13 protein-coding genes and 1 pseudogene are annotated in these 13,945 nt (G+C 65.7%); 4 read left to right on the top strand and 10 right to left on the bottom strand.

Annotated elements, in window-relative coordinates; genetic code table 11:
* Positions 1–47: 47 nt before the first annotated feature.
* Both AC3WLX_RS31200 and AC3WLX_RS31195 read left to right on the top strand, forming a co-directional pair.
* Positions 48–1,712 carry an L-lactate permease gene (locus AC3WLX_RS31200; protein WP_291627820.1) on the top strand — a complete coding sequence of 555 codons (1,665 nt, stop codon included), beginning with the start codon at positions 48–50 and terminating at the stop codon, positions 1,710–1,712.
* 145 nt (positions 1,713–1,857) lie between these two features.
* Positions 1,858–2,256: pseudogene (locus AC3WLX_RS31195) on the top strand (META domain-containing protein).
* A gap of 53 nt (positions 2,257–2,309) precedes the next feature.
* On the opposite strand, the gene AC3WLX_RS31190 reads toward AC3WLX_RS31195, so the two are convergent.
* From AC3WLX_RS31190 to AC3WLX_RS31180, 3 genes are all read right to left on the bottom strand, one after another.
* Positions 2,310–3,521 carry a hypothetical protein gene (locus tag AC3WLX_RS31190; RefSeq protein ID WP_492338815.1) on the bottom strand — a complete coding sequence of 404 codons (1,212 nt, stop codon included), beginning with the start codon at positions 3,519–3,521 and terminating at the stop codon, positions 2,310–2,312.
* Between the two features lie 198 nt (positions 3,522–3,719).
* Positions 3,720–5,351 (bottom strand): chaperonin GroEL, encoded by a 1,632-nt coding sequence (gene groL / locus AC3WLX_RS31185; RefSeq protein ID WP_492338814.1) that lies wholly within the window; start codon positions 5,349–5,351, stop codon positions 3,720–3,722.
* 169 nt (positions 5,352–5,520) lie between these two features.
* Positions 5,521–5,817: a co-chaperone GroES gene (locus AC3WLX_RS31180; protein WP_008544107.1), complete on the bottom strand. Its 297-nt coding sequence runs from the start codon at positions 5,815–5,817 to the stop codon at positions 5,521–5,523.
* 316 nt (positions 5,818–6,133) lie between these two features.
* On the opposite strand from AC3WLX_RS31180, the gene AC3WLX_RS31175 reads away from it, so the two are divergent.
* Positions 6,134–6,655 (top strand): hypothetical protein, encoded by a 522-nt coding sequence (locus AC3WLX_RS31175; RefSeq protein WP_492338813.1) that lies wholly within the window; start codon positions 6,134–6,136, stop codon positions 6,653–6,655.
* Between the two features lie 98 nt (positions 6,656–6,753).
* Here AC3WLX_RS31175 and AC3WLX_RS31170 read toward each other — a convergent pair whose 3' ends face one another.
* Both AC3WLX_RS31170 and AC3WLX_RS31165 read right to left on the bottom strand, forming a co-directional pair.
* Positions 6,754–7,545 carry a protein phosphatase CheZ gene (locus AC3WLX_RS31170; RefSeq protein ID WP_492338812.1) on the bottom strand — a complete coding sequence of 264 codons (792 nt, stop codon included), beginning with the start codon at positions 7,543–7,545 and terminating at the stop codon, positions 6,754–6,756.
* An 18-nt stretch (positions 7,546–7,563) separates the two neighbouring features.
* Positions 7,564–7,806: a hypothetical protein gene (locus tag AC3WLX_RS31165; RefSeq protein WP_492338811.1), complete on the bottom strand. Its 243-nt coding sequence runs from the start codon at positions 7,804–7,806 to the stop codon at positions 7,564–7,566.
* A gap of 51 nt (positions 7,807–7,857) precedes the next feature.
* Here AC3WLX_RS31165 and AC3WLX_RS31160 point away from each other — a divergent pair, with 51 nt between their 5' ends.
* A complete protein-coding gene (locus AC3WLX_RS31160; protein WP_492338810.1) occupies positions 7,858–8,685 on the top strand; it encodes a L,D-transpeptidase in 828 nt (275 codons plus the stop codon).
* A 69-nt stretch (positions 8,686–8,754) separates the two neighbouring features.
* Here the strand turns inward: AC3WLX_RS31160 and AC3WLX_RS31155 are convergent, their stop codons facing one another.
* From AC3WLX_RS31155 to AC3WLX_RS31135, 5 genes are all read right to left on the bottom strand, one after another.
* The gene (locus AC3WLX_RS31155; RefSeq protein WP_492338809.1) at positions 8,755–9,564 is read right to left on the bottom strand and encodes a DUF2076 domain-containing protein; all 810 of its coding nucleotides are present in this window, start codon (positions 9,562–9,564) and stop codon (positions 8,755–8,757) included.
* Between the two features lie 125 nt (positions 9,565–9,689).
* Positions 9,690–10,535, bottom strand: coding sequence for a ChbG/HpnK family deacetylase (locus AC3WLX_RS31150; RefSeq protein ID WP_492338808.1), 846 nt, complete (start codon positions 10,533–10,535; stop codon positions 9,690–9,692).
* Complete coding sequence (locus AC3WLX_RS31145; protein ID WP_492338807.1) at positions 10,532–11,578, bottom strand: glycosyltransferase family 2 protein; 1,047 nt, start codon at positions 11,576–11,578, stop codon at positions 10,532–10,534. The genes AC3WLX_RS31150 and AC3WLX_RS31145 overlap by 4 nt, the downstream gene beginning before the upstream one ends.
* An 86-nt stretch (positions 11,579–11,664) precedes the next feature.
* Positions 11,665–12,642 carry an ATP phosphoribosyltransferase gene (gene hisG, locus AC3WLX_RS31140; RefSeq protein ID WP_492338806.1) on the bottom strand — a complete coding sequence of 326 codons (978 nt, stop codon included), beginning with the start codon at positions 12,640–12,642 and terminating at the stop codon, positions 11,665–11,667.
* Entirely contained in the window at positions 12,639–13,796 is a 1,158-nt protein-coding gene (locus tag AC3WLX_RS31135) for an ATP phosphoribosyltransferase regulatory subunit (RefSeq protein WP_492338805.1), read from the bottom strand. The genes hisG and AC3WLX_RS31135 overlap by 4 nt, the downstream gene beginning before the upstream one ends.
* Positions 13,797–13,945: the final 149 nt, after the last annotated feature.

Raw genomic sequence — 13,945 nt, 5'->3', positions numbered from 1 at the left:
CTCTCCACGCGGGCCGCCTGCGGCCAACATGCGTGGGGAGCAAGACCATGTGGAACCAAATCTATGATCCGCTCAACAGCCCGGTGCTGTCGACAATCGCGGCGGCGGTGCCCGTCGTCACGTTGCTGGTTCTGATCGCGAGCGGACGGGTTCAGGCGCATATCGCAGCCATCATCGCCGTGATCCTGACCAATCTGGTCACGATCTTCGTTTTCACCATGCCGGCGAACATGTCGATCCGCGCATCGGTGCTGGGCATCGTGACCGGGTTCTTCCCCATCGGCTGGATCGTGCTCAACGTCATCTTCCTCTATCAGGTGACGGTGGCCACGGGGCGTTTCGAGCTGCTGAAACGCGCCGTCGGCGGCGTCACGGAGGACCGGCGGTTGCAATTGCTGCTGATCGCGTTCTCGTTCGGCGCGTTCTTCGAAGGCGCCTCGGGCTTCGGCACGCCGGTGGCCATTACAGGCGCGGTGCTGATCGGGCTCGGCTTCTCGCCGCTCGCAGCGTCCGGCCTGTCGCTGATCGCAAACACCGCGCCGGTCGCCTATGGCGCGCTGGGCACGCCGATCCAGGGCCTTTCCTCCGTCACCGGGCTCGACCCCTATATCCTGGGTGCGATGGTCGGCCGGCAATTGCCGTTCTTCTCGCTGCTCGTGCCGTTCTGGGTGGTGTGGGCCTTCGCCGGCTGGAGGGGCATGAAGGACGTCTGGCCGGCGATCCTCGTCACGGGCCTGACGTTCGCGATCCCGCAATTCGTGATTTCGAACTACATCAACCCCTGGATCGTCGACATCGGTGCGTCGCTGATCTCGATGGGGGCGTTGATCCTGTTCCTGAAGGTATGGCAACCGAAGCAGCTTTGGCTGTCCCCCGCGCTGCGTGGCCGCGATGAATCGGCCGCCACCATGGCTGCGGCCAGGCCGCTCGACAAGACGCCGCTGACGCAGAAGGAGATGTTCGACGCGCTGTTACCGTGGATCATCGTCTGCATCGTGATGCTGATCTGGGGCAGCGGTGCCTTCAAGACCTGGGCGAACGCGATCTTCGTCTGGAACTATCCGGTGCCGGAGCTGCACCAGATGATCAACAAGATGCCGCCGGTCGCGCCGGGACCGACCAAGGAGAGCGCGGTGTTCGCTTTCACCTACCTGTCCTTCACCGGCACGGGCATGCTGATCGCGGCGATCATCTCCGGCGTTCTGATGGGCGTCGGTCCCGGAAGGCTTATCGCCCAATACGGCCGCACCATCCGGCTCTGCGCGATCTCGCTGATCACGATTTCGGCGATGCTCGCGATCGGCACGCTGACGCGCCTGTCCGGCGTCGACGCGACACTCGGCCTCGCCTTTGCCGCGACCGGTGTGCTCTATCCCTTCTTCGGCACGCTGCTCGGCTGGCTCGGCGTGGCGCTGACGGGATCGGATACGTCGTCCAATATCCTGTTCGGCAACCTCCAGAAGATCACTTCCGAGCAACTCGGCCTGTCGCCGATCCTGATGAGCGCGGCGAACTCTTCCGGCGGCGTGATGGGCAAGATGATCGACGCGCAGTCGATCGTGGTCGCCTCCACTGCCACCAACTGGTACGGCCATGAGGGCACCATCCTGCGGTTCGTGTTCTGGCACTCGATCGTGCTGGCGTGCCTCGTCGGTCTCCTCGTGACGTTGCAGGCCTATGTCTGGCCGTTCACGGAGATGGTCCTGAAATAGCGGTCGCCGCCGCCAGGCGGCGCAAATCCCCGCGAGGTTCGCCTCGCGGGGATTTTTTTGCGCCTGCGTCGGCCATGGGCGAGCCTTCTCAATGCACCCGCTGTCTTATAGAAGGTGCGGCGAGTCAGGTCGGTCGAGAGGTCTCATGGTTTCGCTCCAGCGATGGGTGTGTGCGGCGGTTGCAATGCTTGCGATGTCGACGCTCGCGCGGGCCCAGGAGGGGTTTCCCTTCGGCACCGAGATGACGCTGGAAGCGTTGCCGCAAGCGGGCTCCAAGCGGATTCCGAACATCGAGATCGGCGACCATGGCGAAGTCGTGCTGGAGCTCTGGTGCAAGGGCGGCAAGGGCTAGTTCTCGGTCGCCGGCAACACCGTGATCTTCGTTCCCGGACAGATCGAGGACCGCAACTGTCCGCCGGCCCGGGCGCAAGCCGACGACGAGCTCGTCGCAGCGCTGAGCAGCGTCGAGACCTGGAAGCGCCAGGGCGACGTACTGACGCTGGCAGGTCCCAAGCCGCTGCGCTTCAGGACGACGGGGAACTGACCGTCAGGGTCATTCCGGGTTCGACGCTGGCGCGTCGCCCCGGAATGACAAAGTCACTTCCACACCGACTTGTCGGCGTCCCAGTGCTGGCCCTTCAGCTCCCTGGCAAGCGCCTCGATCGAGCCATTGTCGTCGGGCAGGTCGCCTTCCTCGTCCAGGCTGGCATCCTCGGACAGGTTGAGCCTCGCACCGCTGCCCTCGTCCGCGGTCGTGGTCGCGGGGCTGCCGATCCAGAGCATGAGCTTGTCGGTGGTGCCCGGCCTGTCCGGCGATATGAGCCCTGCGACCTCGATCGTGTCCGTGAGCTCGAGAGCCGGGAAATCCGGATTGGGCCGCTTGAACACCAGCTTGAGCTTGCCGGTCGCGGGGTTGACGTTCTGCGAGACCGGCTTTGCCCCCAGCGTCCGGCTCAGCACGTTCGCGACCGCGGTTGCGAGCTTGCCCTTGTTGACCTTGTCGCCCTCGCGCCAGTCCGCCGCGGGAAAGCGGATGGTGCGGTCCATCTCGACCATGCCCGCGGTCCAGCCTGCCGCCGTGACGCCGGGCGTCGTCTTGAACTTGGACAGCAGCGCACCTGCGCGCTCGGGATCGACCGACATATTGATGGTCTGCTCGCCCGCGCGCAGCGCCTCGCAGCCGACATTGAGGCTCGCCAGCGTCACCTCGACCTCCTGGCCCTTCAGGCTCTTCAGGAACTCGGTCGCCGCATCGAGCTTGACCTTGACCGCAATCGCCTCCGGCGAGACGTCGGTGAAATCCTTCGGCTGCGGCGTGATGCCGTCGTCGGAGCTCTGACTGTCCAAGAATTCCTTTTCGCTCAGATCGGAATTGTCGGGCGAGGTGACCTCCGTCACCGCCTGGCCGATCGCGATCTGGCCGCGGAACTCGAACGTGTCGCCGGACGGCTTGCGCGTCAGCTTGACGGTGACCGGCGACTTCTCGCTGATGCTCTGCGCCGTTCCCGTCAACGTCTGGCCGGCGACCTGGAGATTGACGACGAAGCGATCCTTGCGGTCGGAATTCTTCGCGATGGGGTAGCAGACGTCGAGCACCGCCGCGGTGACCATCTTGCCCTGGCGGGTCTCCTTCAGGATCACGTCGGCATTGCCGTCCATCAGCCCGTCGAGGGAGGTGAAATAGCGCGTCTCGGTTCCGCCCGGCGACACCGCCTTCGGCGACAGCTTCATCTGGGCGGAGGCGGGCTCGGGCGAGACGGCGAGCAGAGCCGCCAGGAGGGCAGTCGAACAAACCAGAAGAGCGCGCATCGACGAAGACCTCGGGCAACGGGCATGATCCGGAAAAAGTGTGAAGCGGTTTTCGAGAGGATCATGCCCAGACAGTTAGAATCGGCGCCACCGTAGTGGTTTTTGGCTGCCGGTTGAATTGGAAAGCGGAGAGGCAGGGTCGGCAAAAAAGAAGGCCGCCCGGAGGCGGCCTTCGCAACATTGTCACGGGAGGGAGGCTTAGAAGCCGCCCATGCCGCCGCCGGCCGGCATGGCGGGCGGAGCTTCCTTCTTCGGCGTTTCGGCGACCATGGCTTCGGTGGTGACCAGGAGGCCGGCGACGGAGGAGGCGTCCTGCAGAGCGGTGCGCACCACCTTGGCGGGATCGATGATGCCCTTCTCGACCATGTCGACATAGTCCTCGGTCTGGGCGTCGAAGCCGAAGGTCTCGGACTTGTTCTCCAGAATCCTGCCAACCACGATCGAGCCTTCGACGCCGGCGTTCTCGGAGATCTGGCGGATCGGGGCTTCCAGCGCCTTCAGCACGATGTTGATGCCGGCCTGGACGTCGGCATTGGCGTTGGAGAGGCGGCCCACGGCCTTCTTCGCGCGGAGCAGCGCGACGCCGCCGCCGGGGACGATGCCTTCCTGCACCGCGGCGCGGGTGGCATTGAGCGCGTCCTCGACGCGGTCCTTCTTCTCCTTGACCTCGATCTCGGTCGCGCCGCCGACGCGGATCACCGCGACGCCGCCGGCGAGCTTGGCAAGGCGCTCCTGCAGCTTCTCGCGGTCGTAGTCCGAGGTGGTTTCCTCGATCTGGGCCTTGATCTGGCCGACGCGGGCCTCGATGTCGGGCTTCTTGCCGGCGCCATTGACGATCGTGGTGTTCTCCTTGTCGATCACCACCTTCTTGGCCCGGCCGAGCATCTTCACCGTGACGTTCTCGAGCTTGATGCCGAGTTCCTCGGAGATCAGCTGGCCGCCGGTGAGGATCGCGATGTCCTCCAGCATGGCCTTGCGGCGGTCACCGAAGCCCGGCGCCTTGACGGCCGCGACCTTGAGGCCGCCGCGGAGCCGGTTGACGACCAGGGTGGCCAGCGCCTCGCCCTCGACGTCCTCGGCGATGATGACGAGCGGCTTGCCGGACTGCACCACGGCTTCCAGCACCGGCAGCATGGCCTGCAGGCCCGAGAGTTTCTTCTCGTGCAGGAGGATGTAGGCGTCCTCGAGCTCGGCGGTCATCTTCTCGGCGTTGGTGACGAAATAGGGCGAGAGGTAGCCGCGGTCGAACTTCATGCCCTCGACGATGTCCACCTCGGTCTCGAGCGACTTGTTTTCCTCGACGGTGATGACGCCCTCGTTGCCGACCTTCTGCATCGCCTGGGCGATCATCTTGCCGATGGCGGTATCGCCGTTGGCCGAGATGGTGCCGACCTGGGCGACCTCGGAGGAGGAGGCGACCGGCTTGGCGCGCTTCTCGATGTCCTTGATGACGGCGGCGACGGCGGTGTCGATACCGCGCTTGAGGTCCATCGGGTTCATGCCGGCGGCAACCGCCTTGGCGCCTTCGCGCACGATGGACTGGGCCAGCACGGTCGCGGTGGTGGTGCCGTCGCCGGCGAGGTCGTTGGTCTTGGAGGCGACCTCACGTACCATCTGGGCGCCCATGTTCTCGAACTTGTCCTCGAGCTCGATCTCCTTGGCGACGGTGACGCCGTCCTTGGTGATGCGCGGCGCGCCGAACGACTTCTCGATGACGACGTTGCGCCCCTTGGGGCCGAGCGTCACCTTGACGGCGTTGGCGAGAATGTCGACGCCGCGCAGCATGCGATCGCGCGCGTCTCCGGAAAACTTGACGTCTTTGGCAGCCATGGTGTGCAATCCCTCGTGTTGCGTGATGTGTCTTGTTTTATGTGCTGTGCGGCGCTCTCTCTGTCATTGCCGGGCTTGACCCGGCAATCCATCATCTAGCGAACAATGATGGATGCCCGGATCGCCTGGATCCGGGCACGACATTCAGCGGCCGTTCAGGCGGATGGCCTTAGGCCAGCACGCCCATGATGTCCGACTCCTTCATGATCAGGAGCTCTTCGTTGTCGATCTTGACCTCGGTGCCCGACCACTTGCCGAACAGCACGCGGTCGCCGACCTTGAGGTCGATCGGGATCAGCTTGCCGGTCTCGTCGCGGCCGCCGGGGCCGACGGCGACGATTTCGCCCTGCGAGGGCTTTTCCTTGGCGGTGTCGGGAATGATGATGCCGCCCTTGGTCTTTTCCTCGGCGTCGATACGTTTGACCACGACACGGTCATGCAGCGGACGAAATTTGGATTTAGCCATGACGTTTCCCTTTGGAGGCTCGCTTCGGAAGGAGTGGAAGTCGGTGGGGCGGCGCTTCCGTCCAACCCCTATCCCGAGGGTCGAACGGCGCGCTTAGCAATCGGGCTTTCCGAGTGCTAATAGTGGGCTCGGAAATATGGCTTGGCCGCGATCCTGTCAAGCAAAGGTGGTTAAGCGATTGTTGAGGCGGATATAGGATGGTGGCATTGGAAACTCGGTCGGGGCGCCCGCGTCCAGCAGGACGTCATTGCTCCGGCAGCGGTTTTGCGCTTGGCTGCGGGAGGGGTGCGGCCAGGGTCTTGTTGGGGGGAATGCCATGATCTGTTCGGCTCACGCGCGCACGGTTGCCAATCTGGCCGCCGCGTCTTGTCTGGCGCTGTTGCTGGGCGCCTGCGGCGGCGGCTTCAACCTGCCGTCCCTGACGTCTTCCCCACCGCCGCCCGAGGCCGAGCCCGGCGTCGCTCCGGAAATGCCCGCCACAATCCGCGCCGACGAGATCGTCGGCCGGTGGGGCCTTGCTTCGTTCCAGAACCCGGCCGACCGCGCCCGCACCGAGAAGATGGCGCGCGAGCAGTGCAAGAATCCCTACGTGATCACCGCCGGTTCCTCCGGCGGCGTGATCATGCATCTGGCCGACCAGGCAACGCCGCAGGAGCTGCGGCTGAAGGGCTCGCCGAGCGGCAAGAACTATATCGGGCCGGCCGGCCCGACCCCTGGCGACCAGGACCGCGAGATCGTCTCCTTCGACGGCCGCGTCATGATCACCCGCTTCATCGACAAGGACGCCGCCACCCGCTACGGCAACATGGTCTACGTCCGCTGCGCGCCGCGGGCGTGAAGTGGCCTCCGGCCTAACCCTTCGCTCCTCGCACTGACGACAAACAAAAACGCCGGTCCCAGGACCGGCGTTCTTCTTTTCCCGTAATCCGCGTCCGCTCAGTCGAACAGCGCGTCGATGTCGTCCTGCGAGGCGTGGCCGACGTCGCCGGCGAGCTTGGGGCCGTTGAGCAGCTTCTCGTCCTCGCTGCGATTGTCGACATGCGCGTGTGCCGGCACGTGCGCCTTGATCGCGTCGACGCCGCCCCAGATGTCCATCATCGCATTGATGTGCTGCTCGATGAACTTCATCGTGGCCATGACCTTGCTGATGCGTTGGCCGGTCAGGTCCTGGAAATTGCAGGCTTCGAAGATCGAGATGACGCGTTCCTGGATGTCGTCGGCGAGCCGCTTCTGCTGATCGACCGAGTCGACCTTGGACATGGCGGTCGCAGCCTGGTCGATCGATTCCGCGGCTTCGAGGATCTGCTGGGTGGCCTGCTCGGTGCCGCCGACCACCGCGCCGAGCTCGCCGTTGACCTTGGCCATTTCGCCGCCGTCGAAGCTCTTGCCGTGCAGCGTCGCGATCTCGCGCTTGGTGCGGTCGATGGCGTCGTGGATGAGGTCGAGCTCGACCTTCAGCTTCTCGCACTGCTCGATCTGCGCCCGGTAGGTGTCGAGCATGGCACGCGCTTCGGAAAGCTCGTGGGCCGTCGAGGCGTCGATCGCCGCCATGGCTGCGCTGCCGGACAGCGGCGCGGCGACGACACTCTTCGCCATCTGCGCGCGGATCGCGCGAAGCTCGGCCATGATTTCGCTGTGCATCGGACCTGCCTCTTCATTCACGTCCAGAACAGGCATCTCGCCACTGACGATGTCTTCGACGCGAAAACGCTTGCGGTGAACAGCCATCAGGATACTCCCCCCACCTCACTCACGCGTATTTGTAGGCAGAACGGATTTAACACGAAGTTCACAGCGGGAACTGCCGATCGGCTGCACGCGACGCGGCGCAAGGAAGCGATTAACCATCACCGCGTGGCATTCATCGAAAATAAACGCTGATCGCCAAATTGCAGGCGCGCTCGCGACGTGGTGAATCGGAACGGGGTCTGCGTTTACCAAACAAAACGGCTTTTGCTCTTTATTGACCACGTCGCGGGCGCGGATCACGACCGGCTCCACGATGCATGTGATCTAGACGAAACAGTACAGAGTACGTCGATGTTCAAGAAAATGTCTGTCGCGCTGCTCGGCAGCGCTTGCACCTTCATGGCCGGCGCTGATCGCGCCGCGGCTTTCGACAATACGGTGCCGAACGATCCGCCTGCGGTGCTCTACCAGCCGCGCGTGCCGCCGGCGCCGGTGCGCGTCGCTTCCAACTCCAACATGGGCGGCGGCTTCATCGAGTTTCTGTTCGGCGACGGTCCCGGCCGCGGTCCGGCCTATGCGCCCGAGCGGCCGGTGTATCAGCAGCAGCCGGGCTATTACGATCAGCGCCGCCTGCCGCCGATGGGCGAGCCGCAGATGCAGGGGGGGTATCAGCAAGGCGGCTATCAGCAAGGTGCGCTCGAGCAGGAGCCGGTCGGTGCGCGGCAGCGTCCGTTCGACCCGAAATTCGAGAAACAACTCGTTGACTATAACGGCAAGGAAATTCCCGGCACGATCGTGGTCGATACGCCGAACAAGTTCCTCTATCTCGTCGAGGGCAACGGCCGGGCGTTGCGCTACGGCATCGGTGTGGGGCGTCCCGGCTTCACCTGGTCCGGCGTGAAATCGATCACAGCCAAGCGCGAATGGCCGGCCTGGACGCCGCCGGCCGAAATGCTCGCGCGCCGCCCCGATCTCCCCCGGCACATGGAGGGCGGACCGGAAAACCCGCTCGGCGCCCGCGCGATGTATCTGGGATCGACGCTCTACCGCATTCACGGCTCCAACGAGCCCTGGACCATCGGCACCAACGTCTCCTCCGGCTGCATCCGCATGCGGAACGAGGACGTCATCGACCTCTACGGCCGGGTGAATGTCGGCACCAAGGTCGTGGTGATGTGACCGCCTGAGCTACGAAATGAAGACGGCCGCCTCGTGGGCGGCCGTTTTTCCATCATGCGCTGGGCAGATTTACGCGTAATCGCTGCCGCCGTCGTCATCGCCGAAGTCGCTGTCGTCGGCCATGTCGACGTGGTCGTCATGATCGTCGTAGTTCTGGTCATTGTTGGTGCGGTCGTCGTTCGAGGCCTGGTCGAGAAAGCCCTGGCGGGAATCCCGGTTCGATCCGATGTCGTTGAGGCCCGCATCGCGCGAGAGCGATCCGCCGGACTGGTCGCCGCTGCCGCCCCAGGGGCTTCCACCGGCGCTGCGATCGCCGAGCGAATTGCCGTCGCCGAAGCCTTGCTGGTGCGATCCGCCGCCCATCATGCCGCGAATGCTGGAGAGCAGCAGCGAGCCGCCGACGACGCCGGCCGCGGCCGCCGCGGCGGTGCCCAGGAACGAGCCGCCACCGCCGCCCGCAGGCGGGGCGCCGTAGCCTTGCCCCGGACCCTGTCCGTAAGGCGGCGCGCCGAAGCCCGGCTGAGTCTGCATCGCCTGACCGGTGTTCCACGCCGGCCGCGACTCCCGCGGCGGCACGTTCGGCACCGAGCCACGCGCCGGGCCCCCGCCGAACAGGGACTCCCGCATGGTGTCGAGGAAGCCGCCGGCCTGGGCGGGCTCGGGCGACTGGGCGGATTCGAGCTCCTGGATGCGATTGTGGGCTCGCTTCAGGGCTTCGTCCTGCAACAGCGTGGTCTGCACCAGCGCATAGACGGCGCCGGGCGCCTTTCGCAGTCCGTCGGAGATCGCAGCGACCGCATCGGGATCGCGCGGTGCGTTCTCCAGCTTGGAAAGCCGGTCAAAAAGGTCGTCGACGAGCTGGCGTTCCTGCGGCGTCATGATCTTTCTCCTTCGCGCGAAACAAGCGCGAGGGGAGATGTAGGGTTCCATTGTGGCCCCAACAGTCCTGGCCGGATTAAATTTCAGTATGCGACAAGCTGCCTCCCGGTCCGCTTTCGCCGGCTTCATCCCAGTGTCACGTTGCTGTCCGCCAGCAGGCGCGGGAAAGCATCCCCGGCGAGATAGGCATGTTCGCGCTCGCGCACGTCGGTCATGGGATCGAGGCCGGTGAGAACGTCGTCGACGAAGCCGGGATGGCACATCACGAGGCCGCCGTCGGGGAGCCCTTCCAGGAATTGCCGCATCAGCGCGCCGAAATCGGCGGCGCGCGTAAAATCATAGGCGCCGGCGAATCCGGGGTTGAAGCCGAGGCCGGCGCCGCCGGCGCGGCGGCGGAATTGCGCGCTGAGACCATCGAGCACCAGGGCTTTGGGGGAGGCCAGCCGCCGCCTCAGCGGAAGATTGCGCCCGCCTTGGCGCACCCAGGCGTTTGGCGCAAGCTCGACCACCGCATCGACGAAGCCGTCGCGCACCTGCGGGAAAAGCTGCACATGCTGATGACCGTCGGCGAAGTCGGGGGCGCGCCCGAACGCGTTCATGAACGCGGCGAGCTGCGCCTTGACCTCGTTGCGGATGAACTCACGGTCGAGCCGGCGCATCAGTCCAGCACGCAGCAGTTTTGGAAACGGCATGAACATGTCGCCGTCCAGAGGACGGTAGTGCATGGTCAGGGGGCGGAACGGCGCCGACAGCGTCACATGCAAGCCGATCGCGCAGCGCGGGCTTTGCCTTGTCGAAGCCTGCAGCGCCTCGATCTCGCTACGCGCGATCGCAGGACCCACCATCATTACCGAGGTGGCGTTGAGGCGGCCGCGTTCGATCAGGTCGCGGATGGCGCGGTTGACGCCCGGGCTGATGCCGTAATCGTCGGCGCAGAGCCAGATTTGTCGCGGCGGCGCGGCCGCACTCATTCGGCCGCCGTCCTGCTCGCCGCGTCGTCGCCCTTGCTGGCTTCAGATAGCTTTTCGCTGTGCTCGGCGACGAAATAGATCGGCCGCGCCTTCAGCTCGGACAGGATCTTGCCGATATATTCGCCGACGATTCCGATCATGATGAGCTGCACGCCGCCGATCGTCATCAGGCCGATCACGAGCGAGGGATAGCCGGGCACCTGCTTGCCGGTCGTGAACACCTCCCAGAGGATCGAAAGGCCGAACAGGAAGGCACCGCCTGCGAGAATGACGCCGAACAGGCTGGCGAAGCGGAGCGGCGCCACCGAGAACGAGGTCAGGCCCTCGATCGAGAGGCCGAGCAGGCTCGCGGCATTGAAGGTGGTGACGCCATGCGCGCGCTCCGCCGGCTCGTAGTCCACACGGATCTGGCGGAAGCCGATCCAGCTGGCGAGGCCCTTGAAGAAGCGGTTGCGTTCCGGCAGCTGCCGGAGTGCGGCGACCGCGCGCGGCGAGAGCAGGCGGAAGTCGCCGGCATCCTCGGGAATCTTCTGGCGGGCGCCCCAATTGATCAGCGCGTAGAAGCCGTGCACCGCGACCCTTCGCAGGAAGGGCTCGTTGTCGCGATGCGCCTTGGCGGTATAGACGACGTCATAGCCGTCCTCGATCCAGTGCCGCACCAGCTGCTCGACGAGCGCCGGCGGATGCTGGCCGTCGCCGTCCATGAACATGACGGCGCCGAGCCGGGCGTGGTCGAGGCCCGCCATCAGCGCGGCCTCCTTGCCGAAATTGCGCGACAGCGACACCACCTGGACGTCGATCGCCTCGGCCGGCAGCGAACGCGCGATCGCCAGCGTCGCATCCTTGCTGCCGTCGTCGACATAGACGACCTCGCAAGGCAGGCGATAGCGCTGTCGCAGGGTCCTTGCGAGATCGCAGATGCGCTGATGCAGGCCGGCGAGGCCGGCCGCCTCGTTGTAGACGGGGACGACGATCGACAGCCCCTTCGCGGCTGCGCTGGCTGCGGTGGTCGTCATGCCGGATACGTCAGAGCCCAGCGTCATCGATCAAGGTTCCAGAGGTGTTTGGGTCTTCTCAACCGCATATGGTAGCTGCCGTTTGCTGTCGCTACGCTGAACAAAACCGGGGATCACCGCCGCAGGAACGCCTCGAGCTTGGCGAACAGCGGGTTTTCCCGGTCGAACACGTAGTCGAGCGAGACCACCGACACGGTCTCGGCGCCATGTTCGCGCAGGAAGCTCGCCAGCGCATAGAGCTGCCCCGGCGGGCAGTGCAACGTCAGCATGCCTGACGAGGTCGGCCCGCCGAACGGAGCTTCGACGCCGAACCGGCTGTGCGCCTCGCCGAGCAGGGCGGCATCGCATTGCCGGAAGCGGGTGCGGACCTCGCGGTACTTGTTGGCGCGCGCCCGTGCCGCGATGTGATCGAGGATGACGCGCGCGGTCTCGCGCGCCTGCGGCGACCAGTCGGCTTCCTTGGAGGCCACCAAATTGGCCTGGCTGCGCAGGATCACGCCGTCGTCGAGCACCCGCAGGCCGTTGGCGGCCAGCGTCGCGCCCGTGGTGGTGATATCGACGATCAGCTCGGCGCTGCCGGCGGCAGGCGCGCCCTCGGTCGCGCCGGCGCTTTCGACGATGCGGTAATCGGTGATGCCGTGGGCCTGGAAGAATCCGCGGGTGAGGTTGACGAACTTGGTCGCGACCCGCATCCGCATGTGATGCTGCTCGCGGAAGCCGGTGGTGACGTCGTCGAGATCGGCCATGGTGCGGACGTCGATCCAGGCCTGCGGCACTGCGACCACGACGTCGGCATAGCCGAAGCCGAGCCCCTCGATCAGCGACACCCGCTTGTCTGGATCGGCGATGTTCTCGCGCACCAGATCCTCGCCGGTGACGCCGAGATGCGCGAAGCCGCGCGACAGCTGCGCGGCAATCTCGCTCGCCGAGAGGTAGGCGACCTCGACATTGTCGAGGCCCGCAATGATGCCGCGATAATCGCGGGCGCCCCCCGCCTTCGACAGCTTGAGACCGGCACGGGCGAAGAAGGCCTCGGTATTCTCCTGCAGGCGGCCCTTGGAGGGAACGGCCAGAACGAACGGCGCGCTCATGCTTGAGCTCCCACCTTGCGGCCGATCCGGTTCAGCGCGTCCACCCAGACCGAGAAGCCGACCGCGGGAATTGGCTCCACCGATCCGAGTTGGGTCATCAGTCGGTCATAGCGGCCGCCGGCGACCAGCGGCTCGGTGCCGTTGCCCCTGTGATGCAGCTCGAATTCGAAGCCGGTGTAATAATCGAGCCCGCGACCGAAGGCGGTCGAGAAGCGCGTCTGCTTCACGTCGATGCCGCGCGCGGCCATGAAGCCGACCCGGCTTTCGAACTGGTCGATCGCCGCAGCAAGGTCGAGTTTGGCGTCAGTGGTGAGCCTGCGCAGCTCGGCAATGGCATCGTCGGGATTGCCTGATATCGACAGGAAGCGCCTGAGCACAACGATGGCTTCGCGCGGCAGCGCGCCGCCCTTCAGGGTCGATTGCTCGAGGAAGCGATCGGCGATCTCGGCGGTGGTGCGGCCGCCGACATTGGTGGTGCCGGCGATCGACATCAGGTCGGTGACGAAGGCCAGCGCCGCCTTGCGGTCGGAGCCGGCGAGCGCGGCGAGCACGCCCTCATACTCGCTGCGGGTCGCGGTCGTCGCAGCCGCCAGCCGCTCCAGGTCCTGCTCCAGGCTGATCTTGCGGTTGAAATCCTTGACCAGGCGGCGGCGCCACACCGGATAGAGGTTGAGGGCGTCGAGCAGGGAGTTGAACAGCCCGACATCGCCGGTGCGGATCTCGACATCGCGGACGCCGAAGGCGCTCGTCGCCTCCAGCGCCAGCGCCAGCATCTCGGCATCGGCCGCGGCGCGGTCCTGGCGGCCGAATGATTCGATCCCGGCTTGCAGGAATTCGCTGGCCCGGCCGCTGCGGTAGCGAAACACCGGGCCGAGATAGCTGAACCCGGCCGGCTGGCCGGCGCGGCTGGAGGCCAGGTAATCGCGCGCCACGGGGATGGTCAGGTCCGGACGCAGACAGAGCTCCTCGCCGGAGAGGTCGGTGGTGAGGTACAGGCTCTTGCGGATGTCTTCGCCGGAGAGGTCCAGGAACGGCTCAGCCGGTTGCAGGATGGCGGGCTCGGCCCTGACATAGCCGGCCTGCGCGAACGACAAGAGCAGCGTATCCGCCCAGGCGGCGGAGCCGGCAGCATTTGAGGTGGCAGTGGCGGTCATAGAGGGGTCCATCGTCCCGGCGGAACCGGGCAGGGGCAGGAGGCGAATTGGCGCAGCCCTTAGCATGGCCCGAAAGGGGTTTCGACCTCCAAAGGATCAATCGCTTAACGAACCGGGAGCGTGGGCCGCCTGCGACAGGGCAGGGAAAC

The sequence above is a fragment of the Bradyrhizobium sp. FW305-F6 genome (assembly GCF_058782905.1).
Note: the sequence above shows the minus strand (reverse complement) of the source record. Positions and strands in the feature narration are given on the sequence as shown.

Bases quoted from the DNA above. Each gene is read 5' to 3' on its own strand.
- AC3WLX_RS31200 (WP_291627820.1), top strand. From the start codon at position 48: ATGTGGAACCAAATCTATGATCCGCTCAACAGCCCGGTGCTGTCGACA.
- AC3WLX_RS31190 (WP_492338815.1), bottom strand. From the start codon at position 3,521: ATGCGCGCTCTTCTGGTTTGTTCGACTGCCCTCCTGGCGGCTCTGCTC.
- groL (WP_492338814.1), bottom strand. From the start codon at position 5,351: ATGGCTGCCAAAGACGTCAAGTTTTCCGGAGACGCGCGCGATCGCATG.
- AC3WLX_RS31180 (WP_008544107.1), bottom strand. From the start codon at position 5,817: ATGGCTAAATCCAAATTTCGTCCGCTGCATGACCGTGTCGTGGTCAAA.
- AC3WLX_RS31175 (WP_492338813.1), top strand. From the start codon at position 6,134: ATGATCTGTTCGGCTCACGCGCGCACGGTTGCCAATCTGGCCGCCGCG.
- AC3WLX_RS31170 (WP_492338812.1), bottom strand. From the start codon at position 7,545: ATGGCTGTTCACCGCAAGCGTTTTCGCGTCGAAGACATCGTCAGTGGC.
- AC3WLX_RS31160 (WP_492338810.1), top strand. From the start codon at position 7,858: ATGTTCAAGAAAATGTCTGTCGCGCTGCTCGGCAGCGCTTGCACCTTC.
- AC3WLX_RS31155 (WP_492338809.1), bottom strand. From the start codon at position 9,564: ATGACGCCGCAGGAACGCCAGCTCGTCGACGACCTTTTTGACCGGCTT.
- AC3WLX_RS31150 (WP_492338808.1), bottom strand. From the start codon at position 10,535: ATGAGTGCGGCCGCGCCGCCGCGACAAATCTGGCTCTGCGCCGACGAT.
- AC3WLX_RS31145 (WP_492338807.1), bottom strand. From the start codon at position 11,578: ATGACGCTGGGCTCTGACGTATCCGGCATGACGACCACCGCAGCCAGC.
- hisG (WP_492338806.1), bottom strand. From the start codon at position 12,642: ATGAGCGCGCCGTTCGTTCTGGCCGTTCCCTCCAAGGGCCGCCTGCAG.
- AC3WLX_RS31135 (WP_492338805.1), bottom strand. From the start codon at position 13,796: ATGACCGCCACTGCCACCTCAAATGCTGCCGGCTCCGCCGCCTGGGCG.